This window comes from Kineosporia sp. A_224, from assembly GCF_002198655.1.
Lineage (GTDB): Bacteria > Actinomycetota > Actinomycetes > Actinomycetales > Kineosporiaceae > R-H-3.
In genome coordinates, this window is sequence record NZ_MWLN01000179.1 from 29,872 (window position 1) to 49,006 (window position 19,135).

The 19,135-nt window shown below is 70.6% G+C and carries 22 protein-coding genes; 10 read left to right on the forward strand and 12 right to left on the reverse strand.

All coding sequences use genetic code 11. The features are described from left to right. Positions 1-174: 174 nt before the first annotated feature. Positions 175-1,401 (forward strand): S8 family peptidase, encoded by a 1,227-nt coding sequence (locus EDJALFJO_RS18350; protein WP_088287761.1) that lies wholly within the window; start codon positions 175-177, stop codon positions 1,399-1,401. A gap of 208 nt (positions 1,402-1,609) precedes the next feature. On the opposite strand, the gene EDJALFJO_RS18355 is transcribed toward EDJALFJO_RS18350, so the two are convergent. Then, positions 1,610-2,179: an SRPBCC family protein gene (locus tag EDJALFJO_RS18355; protein ID WP_088287762.1), complete on the reverse strand. Its 570-nt coding sequence runs from the start codon at positions 2,177-2,179 to the stop codon at positions 1,610-1,612. 522 nt (positions 2,180-2,701) lie between these two features. Here EDJALFJO_RS18355 and EDJALFJO_RS18360 point away from each other — a divergent pair. Both EDJALFJO_RS18360 and EDJALFJO_RS18365 read left to right on the forward strand, forming a co-directional pair. After that, positions 2,702-3,280, forward strand: coding sequence for a hypothetical protein (locus tag EDJALFJO_RS18360; RefSeq protein WP_088287763.1), 579 nt, complete (start codon positions 2,702-2,704; stop codon positions 3,278-3,280). Between the two features lie 105 nt (positions 3,281-3,385). Next, positions 3,386-3,709 carry a recombinase family protein gene (locus EDJALFJO_RS18365; protein ID WP_088287764.1) on the forward strand — a complete coding sequence of 108 codons (324 nt, stop codon included), beginning with the start codon at positions 3,386-3,388 and terminating at the stop codon, positions 3,707-3,709. 21 nt (positions 3,710-3,730) lie between these two features. Here EDJALFJO_RS18365 and EDJALFJO_RS18370 read toward each other — a convergent pair whose 3' ends face one another. After that, complete coding sequence (locus EDJALFJO_RS18370) at positions 3,731-4,057, reverse strand: hypothetical protein (RefSeq protein WP_143448644.1); 327 nt, start codon at positions 4,055-4,057, stop codon at positions 3,731-3,733. 117 nt (positions 4,058-4,174) lie between these two features. On the opposite strand from EDJALFJO_RS18370, the gene EDJALFJO_RS18375 reads away from it, so the two are divergent. Beyond that, positions 4,175-5,023 carry a helix-turn-helix transcriptional regulator gene (locus EDJALFJO_RS18375; RefSeq protein WP_143448645.1) on the forward strand — a complete coding sequence of 283 codons (849 nt, stop codon included), beginning with the start codon at positions 4,175-4,177 and terminating at the stop codon, positions 5,021-5,023. Here EDJALFJO_RS18375 and EDJALFJO_RS18380 read toward each other — a convergent pair. The 8 genes from EDJALFJO_RS18380 to EDJALFJO_RS18415 form a co-directional block, all read right to left on the reverse strand. Continuing rightward, positions 4,976-5,620 carry a hypothetical protein gene (locus EDJALFJO_RS18380; RefSeq protein WP_143448646.1) on the reverse strand — a complete coding sequence of 215 codons (645 nt, stop codon included), beginning with the start codon at positions 5,618-5,620 and terminating at the stop codon, positions 4,976-4,978. The genes EDJALFJO_RS18375 and EDJALFJO_RS18380 overlap by 48 nt on opposite strands. Then, entirely contained in the window at positions 5,617-6,144 is a 528-nt protein-coding gene (locus EDJALFJO_RS18385; RefSeq protein WP_088287768.1) for a pyruvoyl-dependent arginine decarboxylase, read from the reverse strand. The genes EDJALFJO_RS18380 and EDJALFJO_RS18385 overlap by 4 nt, the downstream gene beginning before the upstream one ends. Positions 6,145-6,302: 158 nt before the next feature. Continuing rightward, a complete protein-coding gene (locus EDJALFJO_RS18390) occupies positions 6,303-6,590 on the reverse strand; it encodes a hypothetical protein (protein WP_088287769.1) in 288 nt (95 codons plus the stop codon). Between the two features lie 160 nt (positions 6,591-6,750). Next, positions 6,751-7,227 (reverse strand): hypothetical protein, encoded by a 477-nt coding sequence (locus tag EDJALFJO_RS18395; protein WP_088287770.1) that lies wholly within the window; start codon positions 7,225-7,227, stop codon positions 6,751-6,753. 53 nt (positions 7,228-7,280) lie between these two features. After that, entirely contained in the window at positions 7,281-8,984 is a 1,704-nt protein-coding gene (locus tag EDJALFJO_RS34430; RefSeq protein WP_088287771.1) for a hypothetical protein, read from the reverse strand. After that, a complete protein-coding gene (locus EDJALFJO_RS18405) occupies positions 8,981-9,556 on the reverse strand; it encodes a hypothetical protein (RefSeq protein WP_143448647.1) in 576 nt (191 codons plus the stop codon). Before EDJALFJO_RS18405 ends, EDJALFJO_RS34430 begins: the two co-directional genes overlap by 4 nt. Then, on the reverse strand, positions 9,504-10,007 hold the full coding sequence (locus EDJALFJO_RS18410) for a hypothetical protein (RefSeq protein ID WP_088287773.1): 504 nt from the start codon (positions 10,005-10,007) through the stop codon (positions 9,504-9,506). Before EDJALFJO_RS18410 ends, EDJALFJO_RS18405 begins: the two co-directional genes overlap by 53 nt. Before the next feature lie 138 nt (positions 10,008-10,145). Next, positions 10,146-10,616: a hypothetical protein gene (locus tag EDJALFJO_RS18415; protein WP_088287774.1), complete on the reverse strand. Its 471-nt coding sequence runs from the start codon at positions 10,614-10,616 to the stop codon at positions 10,146-10,148. Between the two features lie 518 nt (positions 10,617-11,134). On the opposite strand from EDJALFJO_RS18415, the gene EDJALFJO_RS18420 reads away from it, so the two are divergent. The 6 genes from EDJALFJO_RS18420 to EDJALFJO_RS18445 all read left to right on the forward strand — a co-directional run bounded on the left by EDJALFJO_RS18420 (position 11,135) and on the right by EDJALFJO_RS18445 (position 17,684). Next, entirely contained in the window at positions 11,135-11,818 is a 684-nt protein-coding gene (locus EDJALFJO_RS18420) for a hypothetical protein (RefSeq protein WP_088287775.1), read from the forward strand. A 365-nt stretch (positions 11,819-12,183) separates the two neighbouring features. Next, the gene (locus EDJALFJO_RS18425; RefSeq protein ID WP_088287776.1) at positions 12,184-13,569 is read left to right on the forward strand and encodes a WcaI family glycosyltransferase; all 1,386 of its coding nucleotides are present in this window, start codon (positions 12,184-12,186) and stop codon (positions 13,567-13,569) included. Further along, positions 13,566-14,123, forward strand: a complete 558-nt coding sequence (locus EDJALFJO_RS18430; RefSeq protein ID WP_198950425.1) for a putative colanic acid biosynthesis acetyltransferase — start codon at positions 13,566-13,568, stop codon at positions 14,121-14,123. Before EDJALFJO_RS18425 ends, EDJALFJO_RS18430 begins: the two co-directional genes overlap by 4 nt. Before the next feature lie 56 nt (positions 14,124-14,179). Further along, a complete protein-coding gene (locus tag EDJALFJO_RS18435; RefSeq protein WP_233149935.1) occupies positions 14,180-15,232 on the forward strand; it encodes a glycosyltransferase family 4 protein in 1,053 nt (350 codons plus the stop codon). 182 nt (positions 15,233-15,414) lie between these two features. Continuing rightward, entirely contained in the window at positions 15,415-16,500 is a 1,086-nt protein-coding gene (locus tag EDJALFJO_RS18440) for a glycosyltransferase (protein WP_158220479.1), read from the forward strand. After that, positions 16,497-17,684, forward strand: coding sequence for a glycosyltransferase (locus tag EDJALFJO_RS18445; protein ID WP_088287779.1), 1,188 nt, complete (start codon positions 16,497-16,499; stop codon positions 17,682-17,684). Before EDJALFJO_RS18440 ends, EDJALFJO_RS18445 begins: the two co-directional genes overlap by 4 nt. A gap of 19 nt (positions 17,685-17,703) precedes the next feature. Here EDJALFJO_RS18445 and EDJALFJO_RS18450 read toward each other — a convergent pair whose 3' ends face one another. Both EDJALFJO_RS18450 and EDJALFJO_RS18455 read right to left on the reverse strand, forming a co-directional pair. Next, positions 17,704-18,714 (reverse strand): IS481 family transposase, encoded by a 1,011-nt coding sequence (locus EDJALFJO_RS18450; protein ID WP_369812556.1) that lies wholly within the window; start codon positions 18,712-18,714, stop codon positions 17,704-17,706. 21 nt (positions 18,715-18,735) lie between these two features. Continuing rightward, a partial coding sequence (locus EDJALFJO_RS18455; protein WP_143448648.1) for a transposase occupies positions 18,736-19,135 on the reverse strand: 400 nt, incomplete at its 5' end.

Sequence of the window (19,135 nt, forward strand, 5' to 3'; positions counted from 1 at the left end):
GGCCTTGTCCCGCCGTCCGGGGGCCGCCGGACAACACGAGCACCGTAGCCGACGGGACGGACGGGACGCCCGACATCTTTTTCTGCACCCGTCACGGCTGATCGACTGCACCGGTCGCGACGGACCCGTCCGCGGCACTCCTTTCCGCAGATCCGCTCGAAGGGAACAGCACCCATGTCGACTCACGAGGCCGCAGCGTCGCCCCGACGCACGCACCGCCCCTTCTCCACCGCCCTCAGCGGCACCACCGCCCGCCCGGCCCGGCGCCTCGGCGCCGTCCTGCTCGCGACCGCCCTCGCGACGCTGACTGTCGCCCCGGCCGCCTCGGCCGCCACGACGCCGACCCCCGCGCCGCTCCTGAAGTCGGCCGGCCGCGCCGTCCCCGGGCAGTACATCGTCGTCCTCAAGAGCGGCACCGGCCGCAGCCACGGCGGTCGCGTCGTGCACTCCTACGGGACGGCACTCAAGGGCTTCGCGGCGCGGCTCACCGCCGCCCAGCTCAAGGCGGTGCGGGGCGACGCGAACGTCGCGTACGTCGCGCCGGACGCGGTCGTCACGGCGTCCGTCACGCAGACCGGCGCCACCTGGGGCCTCGACCGGATCGACCAGCGGGCCCGCCCGCTCAACGGCACCTACACGTACAACACGACCGCGAGCAACGTGACGGCGTACGTCATCGACACCGGCATCCGGACGACGCACAACCAGTTCGGCGGCCGCGCGACCGGCGGCTTCACGGCGGTCAACGACGGCCGCGGCACGAACGACTGCAACGGCCACGGCACGCACGTCGCGGGCACGATCGGCGGCAGTACGTACGGGGTCGCGAAGGGCGTGCGGCTCGTCGCCGTGCGGGTGCTCGACTGCGCCGGCAGCGGCACGCTCTCCGGCGTCATCGCGGGCATCGACTGGGTGACCCGCAACCACGTGACCCCGTCGGTCGCGAACATGAGCCTCGGCGGCGGCGCGAGCTCGGCCCTCGACACGGCCGTCGCGAACTCGATCGCGTCGGGCGTCACGTACGGCGTCGCGGCGGGCAACGAGAACCAGAACGCCTGCAACACGAGTCCGGCCCGGGTCGGTACGGCGATCACCGTCGGCTCGACGACCTCGACCGACGCCCGGTCGTCGTTCTCGAACTTCGGCTCGTGCCTCGACGTCTTCGCCCCCGGCTCGAGCATCACGTCGGCCTGGAACACGTCGAACACCGCGACGAACACGATCAGCGGGACGTCCATGGCGACCCCGCACGTCGTCGGTGTCGCGGCGCTCTATCTGGCGAACAACCCGTCGGCGAGCCCGGCGACGGTCCGCAACGCGATCGTCAACGGGGCGACGACGGGCGTCGTCACGAGCCCGGGGACGAACTCGCCGAACCGGTTGCTGTTCTCGCTGATCTGACCGGCTCCGCGTGGGTGGGTGGCGTCCCCCCCTCTTCGGCCCCTCAGAGGTAGATCGCCGTGCATAGCGAGGGTGATCTACCTCTGAGGGGCCCGAGCGCGATCGCTCCGAGCAGCTCACGCACAGAACGAAGGGCGGCCTCCCCCTGGGAGGCCGCCCTTCGTGCAGCGTTCGTGCAGCGTGGGTGCAGCGTCGGTGCTGTGCGACGTCAGGCGGCCGGCGTCTTCTTGCCGCCGAACAGCCCCTTGATCCACGCGACGAGGCTCTGGAAGAACAGCGCGAGCGGCTTGACGTCGGCGGCCTTGATCTCGGCGCGCTCCTCGACGGTCGTCGCGGCGAGCTTGGCCTCGCAGCAGGCGACGAACTCGCCGATGAGCCGGTTGCTCATCTCGGTGATGAGACCGCCGCGGCCGAACTGGGCGGCGGAGCCGGAGAGGACGACGTCCGCGTCGACGCTGACCTTCGTCGACGACGGGCCGTCCTCGATCAGGGCGTAGACGACCTTGACCGAGCCACGGCTGCCGCCGCGGCGGTCGGAGCCCTTGCCGTCGATGAGGCCGGTCTTCGCTGCGGCGTCGGGGGTGACCTTCGCGGTGCCGTCGAACGTCGCGTTGAGCGGGCCGAGCTTCACCGAGACCTTGCCGGTGTAGTTGCCCGCACCGTCGTCCGAGAGCAGCTCGGCGCCGGGCAGGCACTGGGCCACCTCGGGCACGTTCTGGAAGAAGTCCCACACCGTGGCCACGGGGCGGGCGACGGTGAACTCCTGGGTGATCTTCATGGCACTCCTCGTCGAGTGGTGCGGCGAGCGTTCAGATGGACTGCCCGGTTCGCGTCGGACGCGCGCGAGCGCCCGGCCGGACAGAAGTAGACCATGCCGCCCCCGTGCTCCGACATGACGCAGAAGAGGGCCAGGTCACGCTCACGCGACAGACCACGTCGGGGGCGGCGGCCGGACGGGTGAGACGACCGGTGTCAGCGCCGCCGGGGACGAGGCGACCGGGTCGGCCACCAGCGCGCCTGGTGGGACCGAGCGCGGCGGGGTCATGCGCGCGAACGCGCGCCGCCGTGCCCGATCCCTTGGACGGCGAACCTACGTGTCCCGCGTCACAGGTGCCCTGGTGAAACCGGGTCATTGTCGTGACCCGATCGGGTCACCCCGTGACGCTCCCCCGCGCCGCGCTGCGTCGTCCGGGTGACCGTGATCCACGTCCGCCCGCGCAGGGCGTCGGCCTTCCTACCGTCGACGGAGCGCGCAGGGGTCCGTGGGGGAAGCCTGCCGGGATCGATGGGGGAACCACAGATGTCTGCGTCGACCGACGCGCCCGCCGACCGGGACGTCGCGCGGGAGGGGCTGCAGCGTGACCTCGTCGGCTGCGGGATGCCGCCGGCGGACGCCGCGGCGCAGGCCGAGCGGGAGCTGACGATCGCCGCCGTCCGCGCCTGGCTCGCGCAGTGGCGGGAGGAGTTCCAGCGGGCTCTTCCCCTGGCACGGCACGAGATCCCGGCCCACGCCCGCAGGGCCCAGGTCGTACGGGTCCGTCTCGGGGTGGCCGGGCTGGCCGCGGTCGCGGCCGTGCCGGCCGCGGTGCTCGCGGACGGCGCCGCGGCGGTGCTCGGCTGGGTGCTCATGGTCCTTTTCGTCGTCGCGGGCGGCAGCTTCGTGCTGCTGCTCACGCGCACCGACCACCTCGACGTGGACGACGACCTGCCGGACCGGGCCCGGGTCTACGCCGACCACATCGACCTGCTGGTCCACGCGCAGGCCACGCTCGAGGCGTGCCGGCCGAGCCTGCTCGCACCGCTCGACCGGGTCGTCACCGACCTCGGGCGCGAGATCGCCGCCCGCAGTGCGGAGGCAGCAGCACTCGACGTCGGATAGTCGATGTGTTACGCGCATGTGACGGCGATCAAGAAGAGACCGTGGCATCCTCGTCGAGGCCGCGTTTCCCGGCGGTCACGTTCGCTACCTCGAGGTGTTGTTCCAGTGTCGACCCGCCAGGTCTTCGGTTACGTCAACCTTCCCAGCCAGCGCACCGACGTCGAGCGTGACGTCGCCACCGCCCGTCGCGAGATCGCGACCTACGCGGAGAGCGAGGGCTACGACCTCGCCGGCGTCTTCACCGACATCGACCCGACGTCGCAGCGCGGCCTCGACGCCCTCAAGGGCGCGGTCCGCAACGGCGACGTCGCCGCGGTCATCGTGCCGGACATGGAGCAGCTGACCCACCTGCCGTGCCTGCTCGGCGCGGACCTGCCGACCGCGGGCCGGTACGTCGGCGCCCCGGTGCTGCCGGTCCACGACAGCTGACGGTCGTTCGGCAGCCGGCGGTCACGCGCCCGGCGATCGCCGCCGCATCCCCCGCAGCACCCGGCGCAGCCCCCGTGGCTGCGCGGGCGCGACGGGGGCGGGGCCGAACGCCGGCAGGAACGGCATGGCGTTCCACGCCCCGCCGTCCACAAGCACCCTTGCCGCCTCGCTCGACGCCGGGCACGGGCTCGACGCCCCGCACGCGCCGCAGCAGCCGAGCGCCGGGTCGAGCCGGTGCACGACCATGACCGCGCAGGCGGCGTCGAACACCCGGGTGCGGGCCTCCTGCACCGCCCGGAGGTCGCCGCGCCGACCGGGTCCTGGGCCGTCGAAAGGCGTGCTGCGCATGGAGTCCCCCCTGCATAGGGCGGTGGCTCCCCCGAGCGCATCCGCCTGCCCCATCATCGTCACGACGGTGCGCACCGGGCGAGTCCCAGTAGTTGGGAACGGCAGGGGCGGGGCGCCGTGAGCCAGACTGCGGGCCCTCCGGCGCCGGGCAGCTCGACGATGGTCCGGCGGCAGCTCGGCCGCCGGCTCCGGGCGCTGCGCGAGGCCTGCGGGAAGACCCGGCAGGACGTCGTGACGACGCGGATCATGTCGCACGGCAAGCTCGAGACGATCGAGTACGGGCGCGCCGCCGTCCGGCCCGGGGACGTGTACGAGCTCTGCGCGCTCTACGGCGCGGCACCCGAGGTCACCACGGCACTGCGCGAGCTCGCGAGCGCCACCACCCACGACGGGTGGTGGCCGGAACGCGGCGGCGCCGCCGACAAGACGCTCCAGACGCTCGTCGACCTCGAGTACGCCGCGAGCGCCGTCTACGTCGTCCAGCAGCTCGTCGTCCCCGACCTGCTCCAGACCGAGGACTACGCGCGGGCACTGGAACGCGCGAGCGCCCCGGACCGGCCGGCCGCGGCGGTCGAGACCGCCGTCCGGCTGCGGATGCTGCGGCAGACCGCGCTCGCCGAGCGCGAGGTGCCCGTGGACCTGCACGTCGTGCTCGGCGAGGGGGTGCTGCGGCTGACCGTCGGCGACGACTCGCTCATGAAGGACCAGGGCGCGCATCTGCTGGACGTCGCCCGCTCGGACAGCACCGAGATCCGGGTGCTCCGTTTTCGCGACGGCCCGCACACAGGCCTGCTCGGCGACTTCACGATCATGGACTTCCCGGACGCCGAGGACCCCTCCGTCGCGTACGACGCGTCGTACGTCGCCTCGCGCTACTACGACCGGACGGCGCCCGTGGAGCGGCACCGCGCGGTGTGGTCAGCCGTGCACGCCCGGGCCGTGCCGCTGGAGGACCTCGGCGTCTGAGACCAGGCCCAGCATCCGCCGGCGACCGAGGATGACGGCCGTCGTCACGGCGTTCACCACGGCGAAGTAGGCCGGATAGAGGAGCAGGTCGACCGCGACCTGCCCGACCGCGACGGTGCCGAGCACCCCGGAGCCGGCGGCGAGCGCGAACGTGCTCGCCGTCTCGGACGACGGGTCGCGCCAGGTCTTCGGCAGCATGAGCAGCACGCCGATGGCGTCCGCGACGAGCACGCACGCGGTGGCGACGAGCGGCTGCGCCGAGACGGCCCAGCCCACGATGCCTGCTCCGGCGAGCACGAGCAGCGCCCACTCCCCCGGGCTCACGCCGCCGACCCCGCGGCGCAGCGACAGCAGCAGCACGAGCGTCGTGCTCGCCGCCTGCACGGTGAGGACGACGAGGCTCCACCCGCCGCCCGACGCGACCTGCGAGGCGAGCGCCGTGCAGCCGAGCACGCTCCAGATGAGCCACGTGCCGCGGTGCGGCCGGGTCGTGCCGCGCATGATGTCGCGCACGTACGGCACCGGGTCGACGACGGCGAGCAGCCCGCCGAGCAGGCCGGCGACCGCGAAGACGTCGAGCGCCACGGACGGCGTCACGGCGCCGGCACCGGCTCGGCGACCGGCCACCGCTCGGCGACCGGCCGGGTGGACCGCCACGCGACGGACTCGAAGACGGCGACGACGAGCGCGCACACCGGTGTCCCGTCGCAGCGCGCCCCCGCGACCTGCAGCCCGGACGACGGCAGCGCGATGCCGCCGCGGTTGGCCCGCAAGGCGTCGAGGCTCGCCGCGACCGTCTCGCGCAGCGCGGTCTCCCCGTGCGCCTCGTGCTCGACGAGCAGGCCGCGGCCGGTGCGGTCCTGTACCCAGCCGATCCCGGCCCACACCTCGTCGCCCGGCGTGCTCGTGCGCGCCTGCGCCATGACGCAGTAGAGCCGGTCGCCCCAGCCGCCCGGGGTGTCCCGGACCCGCGGCACGAGCCGCGGCCGCGCCCCCGGTGGCAGCACCGAGCTGAGGTAGATGAGGTTGCGGTCGGCGATGCCGGCGCTCACGAGCGCCGCGTCGAAGGCGCTCAGCTCCGTCGGCCCGTGACCGACCGCTGCGACGACGGGAATATCCACGTACCCCTCCTGGCCTGGCGGGTCCGCACGCCCGGTCGTGGGCGCCACCCGGCGAGAGAGTCGCGCGAGTGGATCAGTGCGGCGTCACAACGAGGTCCGTGGAGGCACGCGTGATACGTACGACCGCGATGCGCACGACCGCGGCCGGCGGTGGCCGGTCAGCCCGGGACGAACGCAAGCGCCGTCCCGCCGAACAGGACGACGCCACTCGCCGCCAGCCCCACGGCGAGCACGGTGGTCCGCACCCGCGGCCGGACGGCGTGCGCGGCCGCGCGGGGCACCCTGACCCGGCTGCCCCGCGGGCGGGCCGACCTCGACCGTGGCGGCGCTCCGGCCTCGTGCCGCGGTGCGGCGCACTCCTCGCCCGGTCGCCGGGCGCGGCGCCGGCGGGAGCGCGGTTCGGCAGTGATGACGGTCATCGTCATGGAGAGCTTCTGCCCGCCCACGCCCGTCACCTCCCGACTCGACCGTCACCCGACACGGCCATCCTGACGGGACGGGCGACCGGCAGACCGACGACGCGCCGGGACCGATGCACATCGGCACAGATCAGCGCCGATCACCCGCGGGCAGGACCCGTTGCCCCGCAGGGCATCCAGAGCGCGGTCAGATCGACTGCAGCGGCCAGGTGAGCAGAAGGGTTGCACCGATGCACGCGTTCTGGTTCACGGGCAGGTTGTTGAACGTCACGGGCACCTGCGCGACGACGGCGGTGTCCGCCGGGGCGACCTGGGTGAGGGTGTAGTTGGTCGGGGCTCCGACGGTGAAGCTCTCCTGCGGGCAGACGCCGGCGACGCCGACCTTCTTGAACACCTCGATCTGGGGCGCGGCGAGCCGCCCCGCCGGCAGCACGACGTTCGCGACGGTGGGGTTGAAGGCGATGACGTCGAGGTACGCCGTCCCCGCACCGATGACGTCGACGCCGACCTTGTCGACGGTGAGCCGCAGGCGGGCCGCGTCGGCGGGCGTCTGGACCTGCCCCGAGCCGCTGACGGACGTCGCCGGCACGAACGCGTTCGCCACACCGCCGATCGCCACCAGCGTCGCGGCTGCGACCAGCACGGTCCTCGTCCTGACCTTCATGTTCTATGTCCTTCCCCGATGGGCCGTGCGGTTCCTGTGGCGTGCTGCGGTGCTCATTCCTGGACCCCGATCCGCAGTGCGTCGATCTCGAGACCCGCGCTGCCGCGGGCCATGACGCACACGTGGAGCGTGCGGGGCGTCGTGGTGTCGAAGGCCGGGCCGGTGAAGGTCACCGACGTGGCGTCCGCGCCGAGGTCGAGCGGTTCGGCCGGTCCCCAGGTGGTGCCGTCCAGGGACGCCATGACCTGGGCCTCGTCCACCCCGGCCGGGGTACCGGCGAACCGCAGCCGGGCGGTGACCGTCGGCGTCGTCACGGGCGTGGGCCCGGCCGGGACGGCGACCGCCACGACGAGCGCCGGCGCGGTGCAGGTCGCCGGGAGCGGGCCGGCCGGGTCCGGCGGCACCTCCACGGCACCGCCGCCCGGGCCGGCGAGCGCGGCGGGGTCGAGGGGCGCCGTCACGGGCTGCGGTGCCCAGGCGGTGCCGTCGAAGTGCCAGATGCCGGCGGCGGCGACACCGGAGGCGGGGTCGGCCACGGCCCAGACGTGCGAGGCGCCGAGCACGGTGGCGGCCGCGAGCCCGCGGATGCCGGCCGGGGCGCCGCTGCCGGCCACGTCCTGCGCCCAGGTGATCGTCGTCGCGTCCGGGGTGCCGCGCCACAGGTGACCGTCGGCGCCCAGCGCGAGGTAGGTCTGCCCGGTCCGGTCCCAGGTGAGGGCCGACAGCGCGACGGGGACGGCGAGGGGCGCGAAGGTGCCCGGGTCGCCGCAGGTCGTGGTGTCGGTGACGCAGCGCGCCGCGAAGCCGTCGGTGCCGGTGACGAGCAGGTCGTGGTCGGTCGGGCCGGCGACGCCGAGCAGCGCGACGCCGTCCGGTGCCGCGACGGCGGCGGCGTCGTCCGCCCAGGTCTGCCCGCCGTCCGTGGACCGCAGGAAGTGTGCGCCGGCGGCGACGGCGACGAGCCTGTCGTCGTCGGAGCCGCGGACCCCGGTGGCGGTCGCGCCGTCGAGCAACGCCTCGGCGGCGGGTACGGCGTTCCAGCCTGCACTGTCGTCCCAGCAGTCGTCGGTGCAGTGCCGCACGGCCGCCGCCCCGACGGCCCAGGCCTGCGACGCCGACAGGTAGGTGGCGGCCCGCAGGTCGGCCGTCGTCCCGCTCAGAGCGGGCACCCAGTGCGGGCGTGTGTCGTCGGTGCAGTCGCTGTCCGCGCAGACGACCTCGCTGCCACCGTCCCCGACGGCGAACCCGCGTGCCCCGTCGGCGGCGACCGCGATCCCGTGCAGCGCGGCTCGCGCACCGACGACGTCGGCGCGGCCCGGCTCGAGCGAGGCGGAGAGCCGCTCCTCGCTCGGGGGCCCGGCCCAGGTGTGGCGCAGGGCCGTGACCCGGTACCGGAAGGAGCCGCCGGGTGCGCCGTGGGTGTCGACGGCGGTGCACGCCCCGGCGGAGCATGCGGGGCCGGACGTCGGGCTGACGACCGCCCACGCCGCGCTGCCGACTCCCCTGCGCTCGACCTGCCAGCCGGTGGCCGCGAGCCCGGTCGGCTCCTGCCACGCGAGCCGGACGCGGCCGGTGTCGAGGTCGGTCGCGGTGACGCTCGTCGCGAGGTCGGTCGGGGCCGCGAGCCGCGCCGTCCCGACGGCGACGTCGGCCGTGCCGGAGAGCGCGACCCAGGCGAGCGCGGGCCCGGCGACGCCGACGACGAGCGCGGCACCGAGGGCGGCGACGGTGACCGGCGTCAGCGGGCGGCGCCTCACGAGAGCCTCACCGAGACCACGACGGGGATCCGGAACGAGGCCCCCTGGCAGGCGGGCGCCGCGGCGGACGACATGGTGATGCTGCCGGTGAAGGTCGCCTGCCCACCGGCCGGCACGGTCGAGGCCAGCGCGAGCGGGTCGACGGTCGCGGCGAACCCGACGACCGCCGGGTCGCAGGCGGGGTCCCCGTCGGCGAGCCGGGCGCCGTCCGCCGTCAGGGACTGGACGACGACCGGCCGGTCGTACGGGTTCTCCACCGTGACGGTCGCGGGCACCTCGAGCCCGGGGGCGAGGTCCTCGGCGGGGCGGGCGAGCGCGGTGAACGGCACGGGGGCACCGACGGGCGTCGTGCCGGAGCCGGAGGCGAGCCCGCCCACGAACCCGGTCGCCGCACCGGCGGCCACGGCGACACCGGACGCGGCCAGACCGACCAGCGCGAGGGAGCGCACGAGACGCACGCGGCGCGGCCGGCCCCGGTAGGGGGCGTCGCCCGCCTGGTGCCGGGGGCTGCGCCGACCGTCAGCGGTGGTGGTGGTCGTCGTGGTCGTCGTCATCGTCGTCGTGGTGGCCATGTCCGTCACCTCCGCTCTGGATCCGCGCCGTCCCCGTGTAGGTGACGGTGAGCTTCGCGCCGAGGCAGGCGTTCTGCGGCCACGGGCGGTCGGGCATCGTGACCCCCGGCCGCTGGGCCAGGGGGATGTGCAGCTGGGAGAGCTTCCGGGTCTTGCGGGGCGGGACGACGAGGGGCAGCGGCCCGCTGTACGCGACCGGCTCGTAGTTCTCCAGGGCGCACGCGCGGTGCTTCTTGTCGACCTTGACGACAGTGACCGTCAGCGCGTCGACGAGCAGCGGCTTCGAGGACCGATTGCGGATCTTCGCGTCGAGGTGGACCGTGCCGCCGGGCAGCAGGCCCTTGGCGCTGCCGCTCACCTTGACCCGGTGCGAAGACGAGTGTGTGAGAACCGTCGCCGGGTCGACGCTCTGCGAGCCGCCGAGCATGAGCGCCGTCGCGGCGCCGATCACCGCTAACGGAACGCCCCGGCCTCGCCCAGCTCTCACCGCGAACACGTGGTGCCTCCCCCAGCGGTCTCCTGCGTCTGCCTGCTGCAACCCCGGGTGCCGGCCCATCGCGCGGGCCGGCACCTCGGGGAGTGCGTCGAATCAGACGGTGCTGAACGCGAGCGTCAGCTCGGCGCCGATGCAGCCCGCCTGGTCGACCGGCTTCTCGTTGAACACAACGGTGGCGAAGCCGACCGGCACGCCCGATGCCCCGGCCGGGACCGACGCCGGCGTGCCGGTGAAGGTCGCCGTGAAGGAGCCCGGCTCGCAGGTCGCCGCGTGTGCGGCGTCGAGCGTGACCGCCACCTCGACGGCGGCGGACGACGGCGACGTGAGCGCCACCGTCGAACTGCTCGACGCGACCACGACGACGTCGCCGGCGTTCGGGACGCTGGAGAACGGATCGGCGGTGTCGCCGACAGCGGTCGTCAGCACGAGCGCGGTCGAGGCGGTCGCCGTGCCCGCGGTACCGGAGCCGCTGACGCTGGTCGCGCTGATGAACGCGTAGGCGACACCGCCTGTCATGAGCAGGGCAGCGGTCGAGACGGCGAGGGTCTTCTTGTGGACGATCATGGCTCTCTTCCCCTGAGCGCGATTGGAAGCCCGGAGCAACCAGTGCGTGCGACCCCCGCCGGTAGATGCGCACTGGCTGTCACGGTCGGCGACTCCTGTAGTCACCGTGGCCCCATCAGGACCGTCCGTAACTTCTCAGTCACGTACAGCAACACGCGACGCGACGCGCCGACCTCACCGGAATCCAGGGAAGATCGCCCGTTCGGCCAGGGTCCGCGGGGGCCGACCGGACCGACTGCGGGCGACACGCTCCGTCTCTGACCGATTTACGCCGCGTGATGGTGAAGTGCGGACTACTGTGACTGCTTGTCGGCCGGAGAATCATTTCCGGTGACGTTCGGGGAATTCCTGCAATCTCCTCGTGAAGCCGATGGCCGGGCACCGTCCTCGCGGCGGCGGCGACCGTTTCCTGCTCCGGTTGCAGTGACGCGCCGGCGGGCCACGAGAACTGATCTGACATGCACGGGGGAAATACTGTGACAACGCTCGCCGATATCCGCCCGACGGTCGGGACCCGGATGTTCGGGCCGACGCCTCTGTTCGTCGTCGTCCCCGCGAAGGGTCCTCTGACGCATTCCGCGTCGCACCCGGACGTCGTCGATCTCACCACTCACGACACAGCGCCCGGCCCGGTGATGGAGGCCCTCACCGACTGCACCGTGCTGCACGGGTGGCTCCCGGCCCCGGCGGTGACGACGCTCCTCGCCCTGCTCGCCCTGCCGACGACGGTCCGGGTGCGGGCGGCTGTCGAGCACGCGGCCCGGTCCACCGACCGGACGGCGCCGGGCAGCGCCGCACTGTGCGGCCTGGCCCGCGCTCTGCTCTCGAAGTTCGCGTCGCCAGACCGCATCGCGCACGACGTCGCGGACCGGGCCCGGCGGCTCACGGCAGGGATCGATCCGTTCCCGCTCAACGGTTCTACTTCAGCACTGCACACCGTCGTCGCGCTCGCGGCGGACCGGCCCGACGACCCCGGGATCGTCGCGCCGCTCTTCCTCCGGCAGCACCGGCTCCGCGCCGGCGAGACCCTGCCGGTCCTGCACCACGTGCCGCTCCTGCTCGTCACCGGCGGCCTCGAGCTGCATCCGGCGAGCGGCGATGAGGTCGTCGTCGGAGCGGCCTTAACGACGACACCCGGCGCATCGACAGGCCTGCAGCGCCTCGCGAACCTGCTGGCACCGACACCGGCCCTCACCGGCTGATCAAGCCGCACCGGCGCACCAGCCCGACAGGGCGCTGGTTATCGATCGCACGCCGGTGAGCGATATCGCATTCATCGAAGAATGCCCGCCGCACGCAGCGTCACCACTAGCGTTCGAACCGGTTGGGGGATTTCCGCGCGGGGGCGCATGAGTCTTTCCCGGCGCCACGCGCATGGCTCGCTGCGGCGCTGCTCGACCACGCCTTGTCTCGATCAAGAAATGCATATCTCGCTCGCATCACGCAGCGTCAGAATCCGGCGCCGAACGATGCGGTCGAAACCCTGGGGGTAACCGCACGTGATTCTTTCCGGATCGAATGGCCGCTGGGCCCACTGCCCGCTGCGGACCGTCACGAAGGTGGCCCGATGAGCGGCGCACCGGCCCGGGTGACGTCGCCCCCGGTCACCGTCGGGCCTGCTGCACCGGCCGATCGCCTCACGGTGGGGGTCGTACCGCAGCGAACGGCACCGGATGCGCTCGCCGTCCGCGCGGGCCGCGCCGGCCGGCACCCGCTCACCGACCGGCACGCGCTCGTCGTCGGCATCAACTACGCCCCCGAGCCGACGGGCATCGCCCCGTACACGACCGGCCTGGCCGAGCACCTGGCCCAGCACGCCGCGAGCGTCACCGTCCTCACCGGGGTGCCGCACTACCCGCAGTGGCGGGTGCCGGCGGCGTACCGCTGGCGCTTCCGGTTCAGCGAGCAGTCGAAGCTGCCGAACGACGCAGGCCTGCTCATGCAGCGGATGCGGCACTACGTGCCCACCCGGCAGACCGCGATGACGCGGGCCGCCTACGAGCTGACATTCCTCGCGAATGCGTGGGCGACGCGAGTGCGGCACGCCCCCGCCGTCGTCGTCGGCGTCACCCCGAGCCTGGGCGGCGCCATCGCCGCGGCGCGGCTGGCCCGCCGGCACGGCGCGAAGCTCGTCATCGTCGTCCAGGACCTCATGGCAAAGGCGGCCGCGCAGAGCGGCATCAGCGGCGGCGGCCGGGCCGCGACCGCGACGGCCGCCCTGGAGCGCTACGCGCTCACCCAGGCGGACAGGGTTCTGGTGGTGAGCGAGGCGTTCCGCGCGCAGGTGCGGGAGTACGGCGTGCCCGACGAGCGGATCAGTGTGCTGCCGAACTGGTCGCACGTCTCCCCCACCGACGTCGCCGGTCCGGCGGCCCGGGCCGCCCTCGGCTGGCCGGCCGAGCCGTTCACCGTCGTGCACACCGGAAACATCGGCCTCAAGCAGGACCTCGGCAACATCGTCGAGGCAGCCCGCCTCGCGCGGGCCGACCCAGGCCTACGTTTCGTCATCGTCGGCGACGGCAGCCAGCGCAGCGCGGTGCAGCACCAGGCCGCCGGTCTCCCGAACGTCGCCTTCGTCGACCCGCTCGACACCGAGCAGTACCCGCTGGCCCTCTCCGCGGCCGACGTGCTCGTCGTCAACGAGCGGCCCGGCGTCGCCGACATGTCCCTCCCGAGCAAGCTCACCTCCTACTTCACCTCCGGCCGGCCGGTGCTCGCCGCCGTCGGAACGGACGGCGCGACAGCCCGCGAGCTCGCCCGCACCGGCGGCGCGGCCCTCGTCGTCGCCCCGGGCGACCCGTCGCACTTCGTCGCAGGTGTCCGAAAGCTCCACGCGGACGACACTCTCTGCCACAGAATGGGCACCATCGGTCGTGACTACGCTGAGCGAACGCTCGGCTACGCGGCCGCGATGACCCGACTCGATGCCGTCCTCGAAGGCCTGTTCCCGTGACCGATGTGAGCACCAGCGACTCCCCCACCGTGACCGCGTCCCCGGTGCAGCGAAGCCTCCGCAGCTTCACCGGCGCCGGCTACGACAAGGGCCGCAACAAGGTGTGGCAGGCGACCTGGTTCGCCGTCATGAACATGGTCTTCATGAAGTGGTGGCTTCCGCCCCGTCTCCGCCCGCCGATCCTGCGAGCGTTCGGCGCCCAGATCGGCGATCGGGTGCTCATCCGTCACCGGGTGCGCGTGCTCTGGCCCTGGAAGCTGACGATCGGCGACGACTGCTGGATCGGGGAGGGCGTCTGGTTGCTCAACCTTGAGCCGATCACGATCGAGCACGACGTGTGCATCAGCCAGGAAGCCCTGCTGTGCACCGGGGGGCACAGCCACACTGACCCTGCATTCGCCTTCCGCAATAGGCCCATATCGGTGCGCACCGGAGTTTGGGTCGCCGCCCGGGCACTAGTTGCACCGGGCACAGTCCTAGACCCGGGGCAGATGGTTCGAATGGGCACCCTCGAGGCGCCCCATCGGCGGAAAAGTCCACCATGCGCATTGTGAAGATTGTTACACGTGCCAGCAGGAAAGGGATCTACGGCGGTCCTTTTGACACAAGCATGAGCCAAGCGCGGGTGCTGAGCACCTACGGCCATGATGTCCGGGTCTGTGCCGCCTCCGCGCCAGGAGACGAACCTGAAACTGGCGATGGTGTTGAGCTCGTAACAGCGCGAGCGACACTACTACGCGGCGCGCCCGCACCCCTGTTCTACTCGCTGGCTATGGCCCGGACAACCGCGCGCCTTGTCAAATGGTCCCAAGTCGTTCATGTCTCACTAGCGCGAGAGCTTGTACCACTTACAGCTTTGATAGTGGCGCTCGCATTTCGCAAGAAGGTGATTCTGCAGCCGCACGGGATGCTCACCGTAGGCAGAGGCAGGGGCGCGTTCATTGATGCGGCTATTCGTCCTCTCGCCCGTCGTGCCGCGCTCGTTATCGCCCTAACAGCCCGCGAACAGCATCAACTTGAACAATGGTTCCGCAGCAAGCACCCCCCGATCGTCGTCGCAGGTAATCCACCACTGCCTGGCCTCTCGCGCTCCACAGCCGACCTCAGTAGCACAGGGTGCGAGGTCCTGTTCCTTGGCCGTCTGCATCCGCGGAAACGCGTTGCCGACTTCATAGCCGCAGCCAGCGTCGTGTCGACTCGAAACACAAGGGTCAATTTCTCAATAGTGGGGCCAGACGGCGGCGATCTCTCCGTGGCACTACGCGGGGCTGAGTCATTCGACTCCATCTCCTATGAGGGCGCCATTCCGCTGAGTGCCGTCGCTGATCGCATCGCACGATGCAGCGTGTTTGTATTGCCCTCGCGGGACGAACCTTGGGGGAACACATTGGTAGCTTCTCTGGCCCTTGGAATCCCTGTCGTTGTCGCTGAAAGCGCCGCGCTTTCCCCGCTAGTGCGAGAGTTCTCAGCCGGCGTGATCTATCGAGACGAGGATACTGACGCACTCGCACAGGCGATTGAAACGGTCGTCGCCGACCGGACCTTCTATTCGCAAGGAGCGCGCCTTCTGGCGGCTGGCCCACTGTCCGAGGAGACACTTTCGCGGCAACTCATCGATGCGTACAGTCGAGTCTCCGCACCCTTAGTCGAACCGCACGAGTAGTTCAGCATCGGCCACCACACCGGGTGACATTCCCACACACGACGTCCGGAGACCCGGAGCGTACGCTCGGAGACCGAGCACCGTAGCACTTAGGATCTACCAGGACGATGGAACACAACAGGGGGTGGAGTTTGGTCCACAAAGTAGCAATTCTTGGGGCACATGCGAGTAGCGGCCAAAGCATGAAGCGCTACACTCGACTGCTATGCCGCGCATATCAAGAATTGGGGTGGCAAGTCATACTCGCGTCCCCCCCATCCAAACTATCCAGTCGAACGAGCAGCGCACATTTGCGCAAGTGGATCTCGTACGTTGAGAAGTTTATCTGGTTTCCTTGGGTAGCCAAGTATCAGATCCGGGGGGCAGATATCCTTCATGTTGCCGACCACTCCGACGCAATTTGGCTGCTACAACTTGGCCAGCGTACGCCTGCACTAGTCACCTGTCACGACCTAATTGCAGTTCGCGCAGCGTTGGGCGAGATCCCCCTCGTGAGGATCGATCCGTTGGGCCGCATCTATCAGCGACTGGTCTTGGCTGGCCTTCAGCGCGCATGGAGAGTGGCAAGCGTCAGTACGGAGACGGCATCCGACGTGGAACGCCTGACGCGAGCAACCGCTCATCTTCTGCCGAATCCTCTTGACCCTTCCCTCGATGGCGTACTGGGCAGTTCATCGCAATCATCCGAAGCCCGCCGCCCATATCTCCTGGTTGTCAGTTCAGTCGGCTACCGAAAGCGCCGCGAGAAGAGTGTTCACGCATGGAGTCGACTCGGGAGCACGGCCACCCTCCACGGTGCTGGTCTGGTCATTGTAGGTCCGCCGCTCACGGCTGACGAAGATCAATCCGTTCCTCAGCACTCTCGTGACAGAATCATGGAGCTGCACAACGTCTCTGACGCGGAACTTTCCGAGCTCTACCGTGGCTGCGCAGCCACGCTCGTTCTGAGCCAGTATGAGGGCTTTGGGTGGCCAATTGTGGAGAGCCAGGCGCATGGAAAGGTGCCGCTTGTCACCGACGATCCCGTGTTTCGTAGTACTGGGGGTGACGGCGCAGTGTACGTAGACCCGGAGCAGTTCGAATCATTCGGCCAGGACGCATGGGAGTCACTTGCTAGACAGCTCACAGACGAACGGGTCGCCGGTGCGGCGCGGAGGAACGTAGAGAGGTACCGATGGCCGGACTTCAAGCGCAACTTGTGCGAAGTCGTTGGGAGCTCCCTCTCGCCGGAACGCGCTGACCAGGGAGCAGTGAGGGCGCGCAGGTGAGCATTCGCCCGGAGTCCACCGACACCACGGACCTACACTTCACCATCGTGGTCCCGTGCTATAAGGTCGCGTTGGAAAGACAACTCATCGAGGGGTGTCTTGCTAGTATCGCGATGCAGACAGATACCAGCTTTGAACTCATCCTCGTTAACGACGCAAGCCCAGACGCAACCCAGGCGATCCTGCAGGAACTGGTTTCACGCGACGAGATATTGAAATCTCGCGCGCAGGTTCTAGATTTGCCTGAGAATGTCGGCGTTTGCGGTGCAAGGAACGCCGGAATAGAGGCGGCGCACGGCAGGTTCGTGGCGTTCCTTGACTACGATGATTGCTGGCATCCGAGATTCCTGGAGATGGTGTGGGAAGCCGCACTTAGCGATCCTACAAGACGCGTACTCTTAGTACGGACGGACCTACTCACCAGCCTTGGTCGCCGTTCCCGGGTATCGTCGTTCGGCTCCTTGGAAATCCACAACGCCTCGCCCTACACGGATTTCCTAGCATGGCATCTACTGAACAACTTCCCTGTGGGCATGGGCAGCGCGACTGTCGTTGAACGATCCCTCCTGTTGGAGAACGAGAATCTTCGCTTCGACCCGAACCTGAGCAGAAGCACAGCAGAAGATGTCCTCTTCGGCTACCAGGTTCTGCGAATGGGCGTGCGCCCGCATTACGTAGACGAACCCCTGTGTCTTGCAAAGCGAATGCTCGGGCGGATGTCACGCTCTACAGCTGCCCACTTCAAAGGCGACGAACGTTCCGTCGTGGACTACATATCTTCGGCCGCGACGGATGAGCTCCAGCGGCGAGTAGTGATGAATGTGCCGAGGTATGCCCATCTGCTGAGTCGGCACAATCACGATCTGCGCGCGCAGTTGGATCTCAAGAACCACTGGCTGAATCGAAGATTCCTAGCAGCCCTAAGGGCAGCAACGACGTACAGACGGGGTTGGCGAAGCATACTCCGCCTACTGATAGTCGACCTGCTTGCGCGATGTGGTGCCGGCGCAATCGTGAACCTGCTCTACTACGTTAGGATTGCCAACGATGAAGTCGCCCGGGAACGCTCCCGGGCACTGCTTGAAAGCACCGAGCGCTATGTGGCGACGCTTGGCCAGGCGGCGCAGGGGCGCGGTCCAACGACTTTGAATCTTCCGGAGGAGGGCACCGTCGTACCGTCCTAGCTGTACTCAACCACGACGTTCATGACATGGCGCGGCTGATGGGTGGGTGGCCGCCGAGCGCGTGGTGGGCGCGTTCAGTGTTGTAGAAGCGCAGCCAGGGTGCCAGGGCTCTGGTGCGGGCGGTGTTGCTGACGAACGGGCGACGGTAAGCCCATTCGGTGGCCATGGTCCGGTTGAACCGCTCGACCTTCCCGTTCTGCCACGGGCAGTGGGGCTTGATCCGGCGGTGCTTGGCGCCGATCGCTGCCAGGGCGGCCGCGAAGTCACGGGACAGGATGTAGTTCTTCGCGTTGTCCGTGATGACCTCGCGGACAACGATCCCGTGGCCGGCGAACCAGGCCGCGGCCCGCAGCAGGCATGCCGCGCAGGTCGCGCCCTTCTCGTCGGGCAGGATCTCTGCGTACGCCAGCCGGGAGTGGTCGGCGACTGCGGCGTGCACGTAGTCGAACCCCAGGTCGCGTGCCGCTGTGCGCTTGATCCACGGCCGTGCACGCGCCAGCCGCCACCGTCGGGGATCCGGCCGAGCTTCTTGACGTCGACATGCACCAGGTCGCCCGGGGGCGTCGCGTTCGTAGCGGCAGCTGGTGGCCCGTGTGGCCCGGATCGGCAGCCCGGTCACCGGGTCGCAGACAGTCAACGCCGGCACTGCGTGGCGGGCCAGGATCCGGCTCACGGTGCGGGCCGGGACACCGGTCGCGGAGGCAACCCGGTCGCGGCCCTGCCGGGACCGGGCCGGCACACGCAGGACGCGGGCCTCGACTCGTGCCGGGGTCCGCGACGGAGTCCTCAGTGGTCGGCTGGACCTGTCGACCAGACCGGCCTCGCCCTCGGCGCGGTAACGGGTCACCCACCGGTGCGCGCACTGGCGTGAGACTCCCAGCTCGCGCGCCGCATGAGCGATCGGTCGATCGTGCACGACGACGCGCTGAACCAGCAGCAGCCGCCCGTGCGGCGTCAGACGAGCGTTAGGGGCTCTACGGAAGCGTGGTCGGGGTCGGTAGCGGCGGGTGCCGGATGCGGTGAGCAGGATGCTTAGGGCCTGTCTTGCGGATCAGTTGAGCCAGAACAGGACGATGGCGGCAATGGTGATGCCGGCGCGGTAGTTGCGGCCGGTCTTGTCGTAGCGCGACGCGATGCCTCGCCACTGCTTGAGCCGGTTGAAGCAGCGCTCGACGACGTTGCGGCCGCGGTAGGCGGCGGCGTCGAACGCCGGCGGACGACCACCGCGGGAGCCCTTGGCTGCTCTGCGTTCGTGCTGGTCTCGCCGCTCGGGGATGACCACACGGATTCCCCTGCGCCGCAGCACCTGCCGGGTCGAAGGATGCGAGTACGCCTTGTGCGCGACCACCACGTCCGGCCGCGACCTGGGCCGGTGACCGGTCGGGACGGCGATGGCGTCCAGGACCGGGACGAGCTGCGGGTTGTCGCCGGCCTGCCCACCGGTCAGCCGG

What these genes read in the sequence shown, in the direction of transcription:
- EDJALFJO_RS18350 (WP_088287761.1), top strand. Translation starts at nt 175, where the DNA reads ATGTCGACTCACGAGGCCGCAGCGTCGCCCCGACGCACGCACCGCCCC.
- EDJALFJO_RS18355 (WP_088287762.1), bottom strand. Translation starts at nt 2,179, where the DNA reads ATGAAGATCACCCAGGAGTTCACCGTCGCCCGCCCCGTGGCCACGGTG.
- EDJALFJO_RS18360 (WP_088287763.1), top strand. Translation starts at nt 2,702, where the DNA reads ATGTCTGCGTCGACCGACGCGCCCGCCGACCGGGACGTCGCGCGGGAG.
- EDJALFJO_RS18370 (WP_143448644.1), bottom strand. Translation starts at nt 4,057, where the DNA reads ATGCGCAGCACGCCTTTCGACGGCCCAGGACCCGGTCGGCGCGGCGAC.
- EDJALFJO_RS18395 (WP_088287770.1), bottom strand. Translation starts at nt 7,227, where the DNA reads ATGAAGGTCAGGACGAGGACCGTGCTGGTCGCAGCCGCGACGCTGGTG.
- EDJALFJO_RS18405 (WP_143448647.1), bottom strand. Translation starts at nt 9,556, where the DNA reads ATGGCCACCACGACGACGATGACGACGACCACGACGACCACCACCACC.
- EDJALFJO_RS18415 (WP_088287774.1), bottom strand. Translation starts at nt 10,616, where the DNA reads ATGATCGTCCACAAGAAGACCCTCGCCGTCTCGACCGCTGCCCTGCTC.
- EDJALFJO_RS18420 (WP_088287775.1), top strand. Translation starts at nt 11,135, where the DNA reads ATGTTCGGGCCGACGCCTCTGTTCGTCGTCGTCCCCGCGAAGGGTCCT.
- EDJALFJO_RS18425 (WP_088287776.1), top strand. Translation starts at nt 12,184, where the DNA reads ATGAGCGGCGCACCGGCCCGGGTGACGTCGCCCCCGGTCACCGTCGGG.
- EDJALFJO_RS18435 (WP_233149935.1), top strand. Translation starts at nt 14,180, where the DNA reads ATGAGCCAAGCGCGGGTGCTGAGCACCTACGGCCATGATGTCCGGGTC.
- EDJALFJO_RS18440 (WP_158220479.1), top strand. Translation starts at nt 15,415, where the DNA reads ATGAAGCGCTACACTCGACTGCTATGCCGCGCATATCAAGAATTGGGG.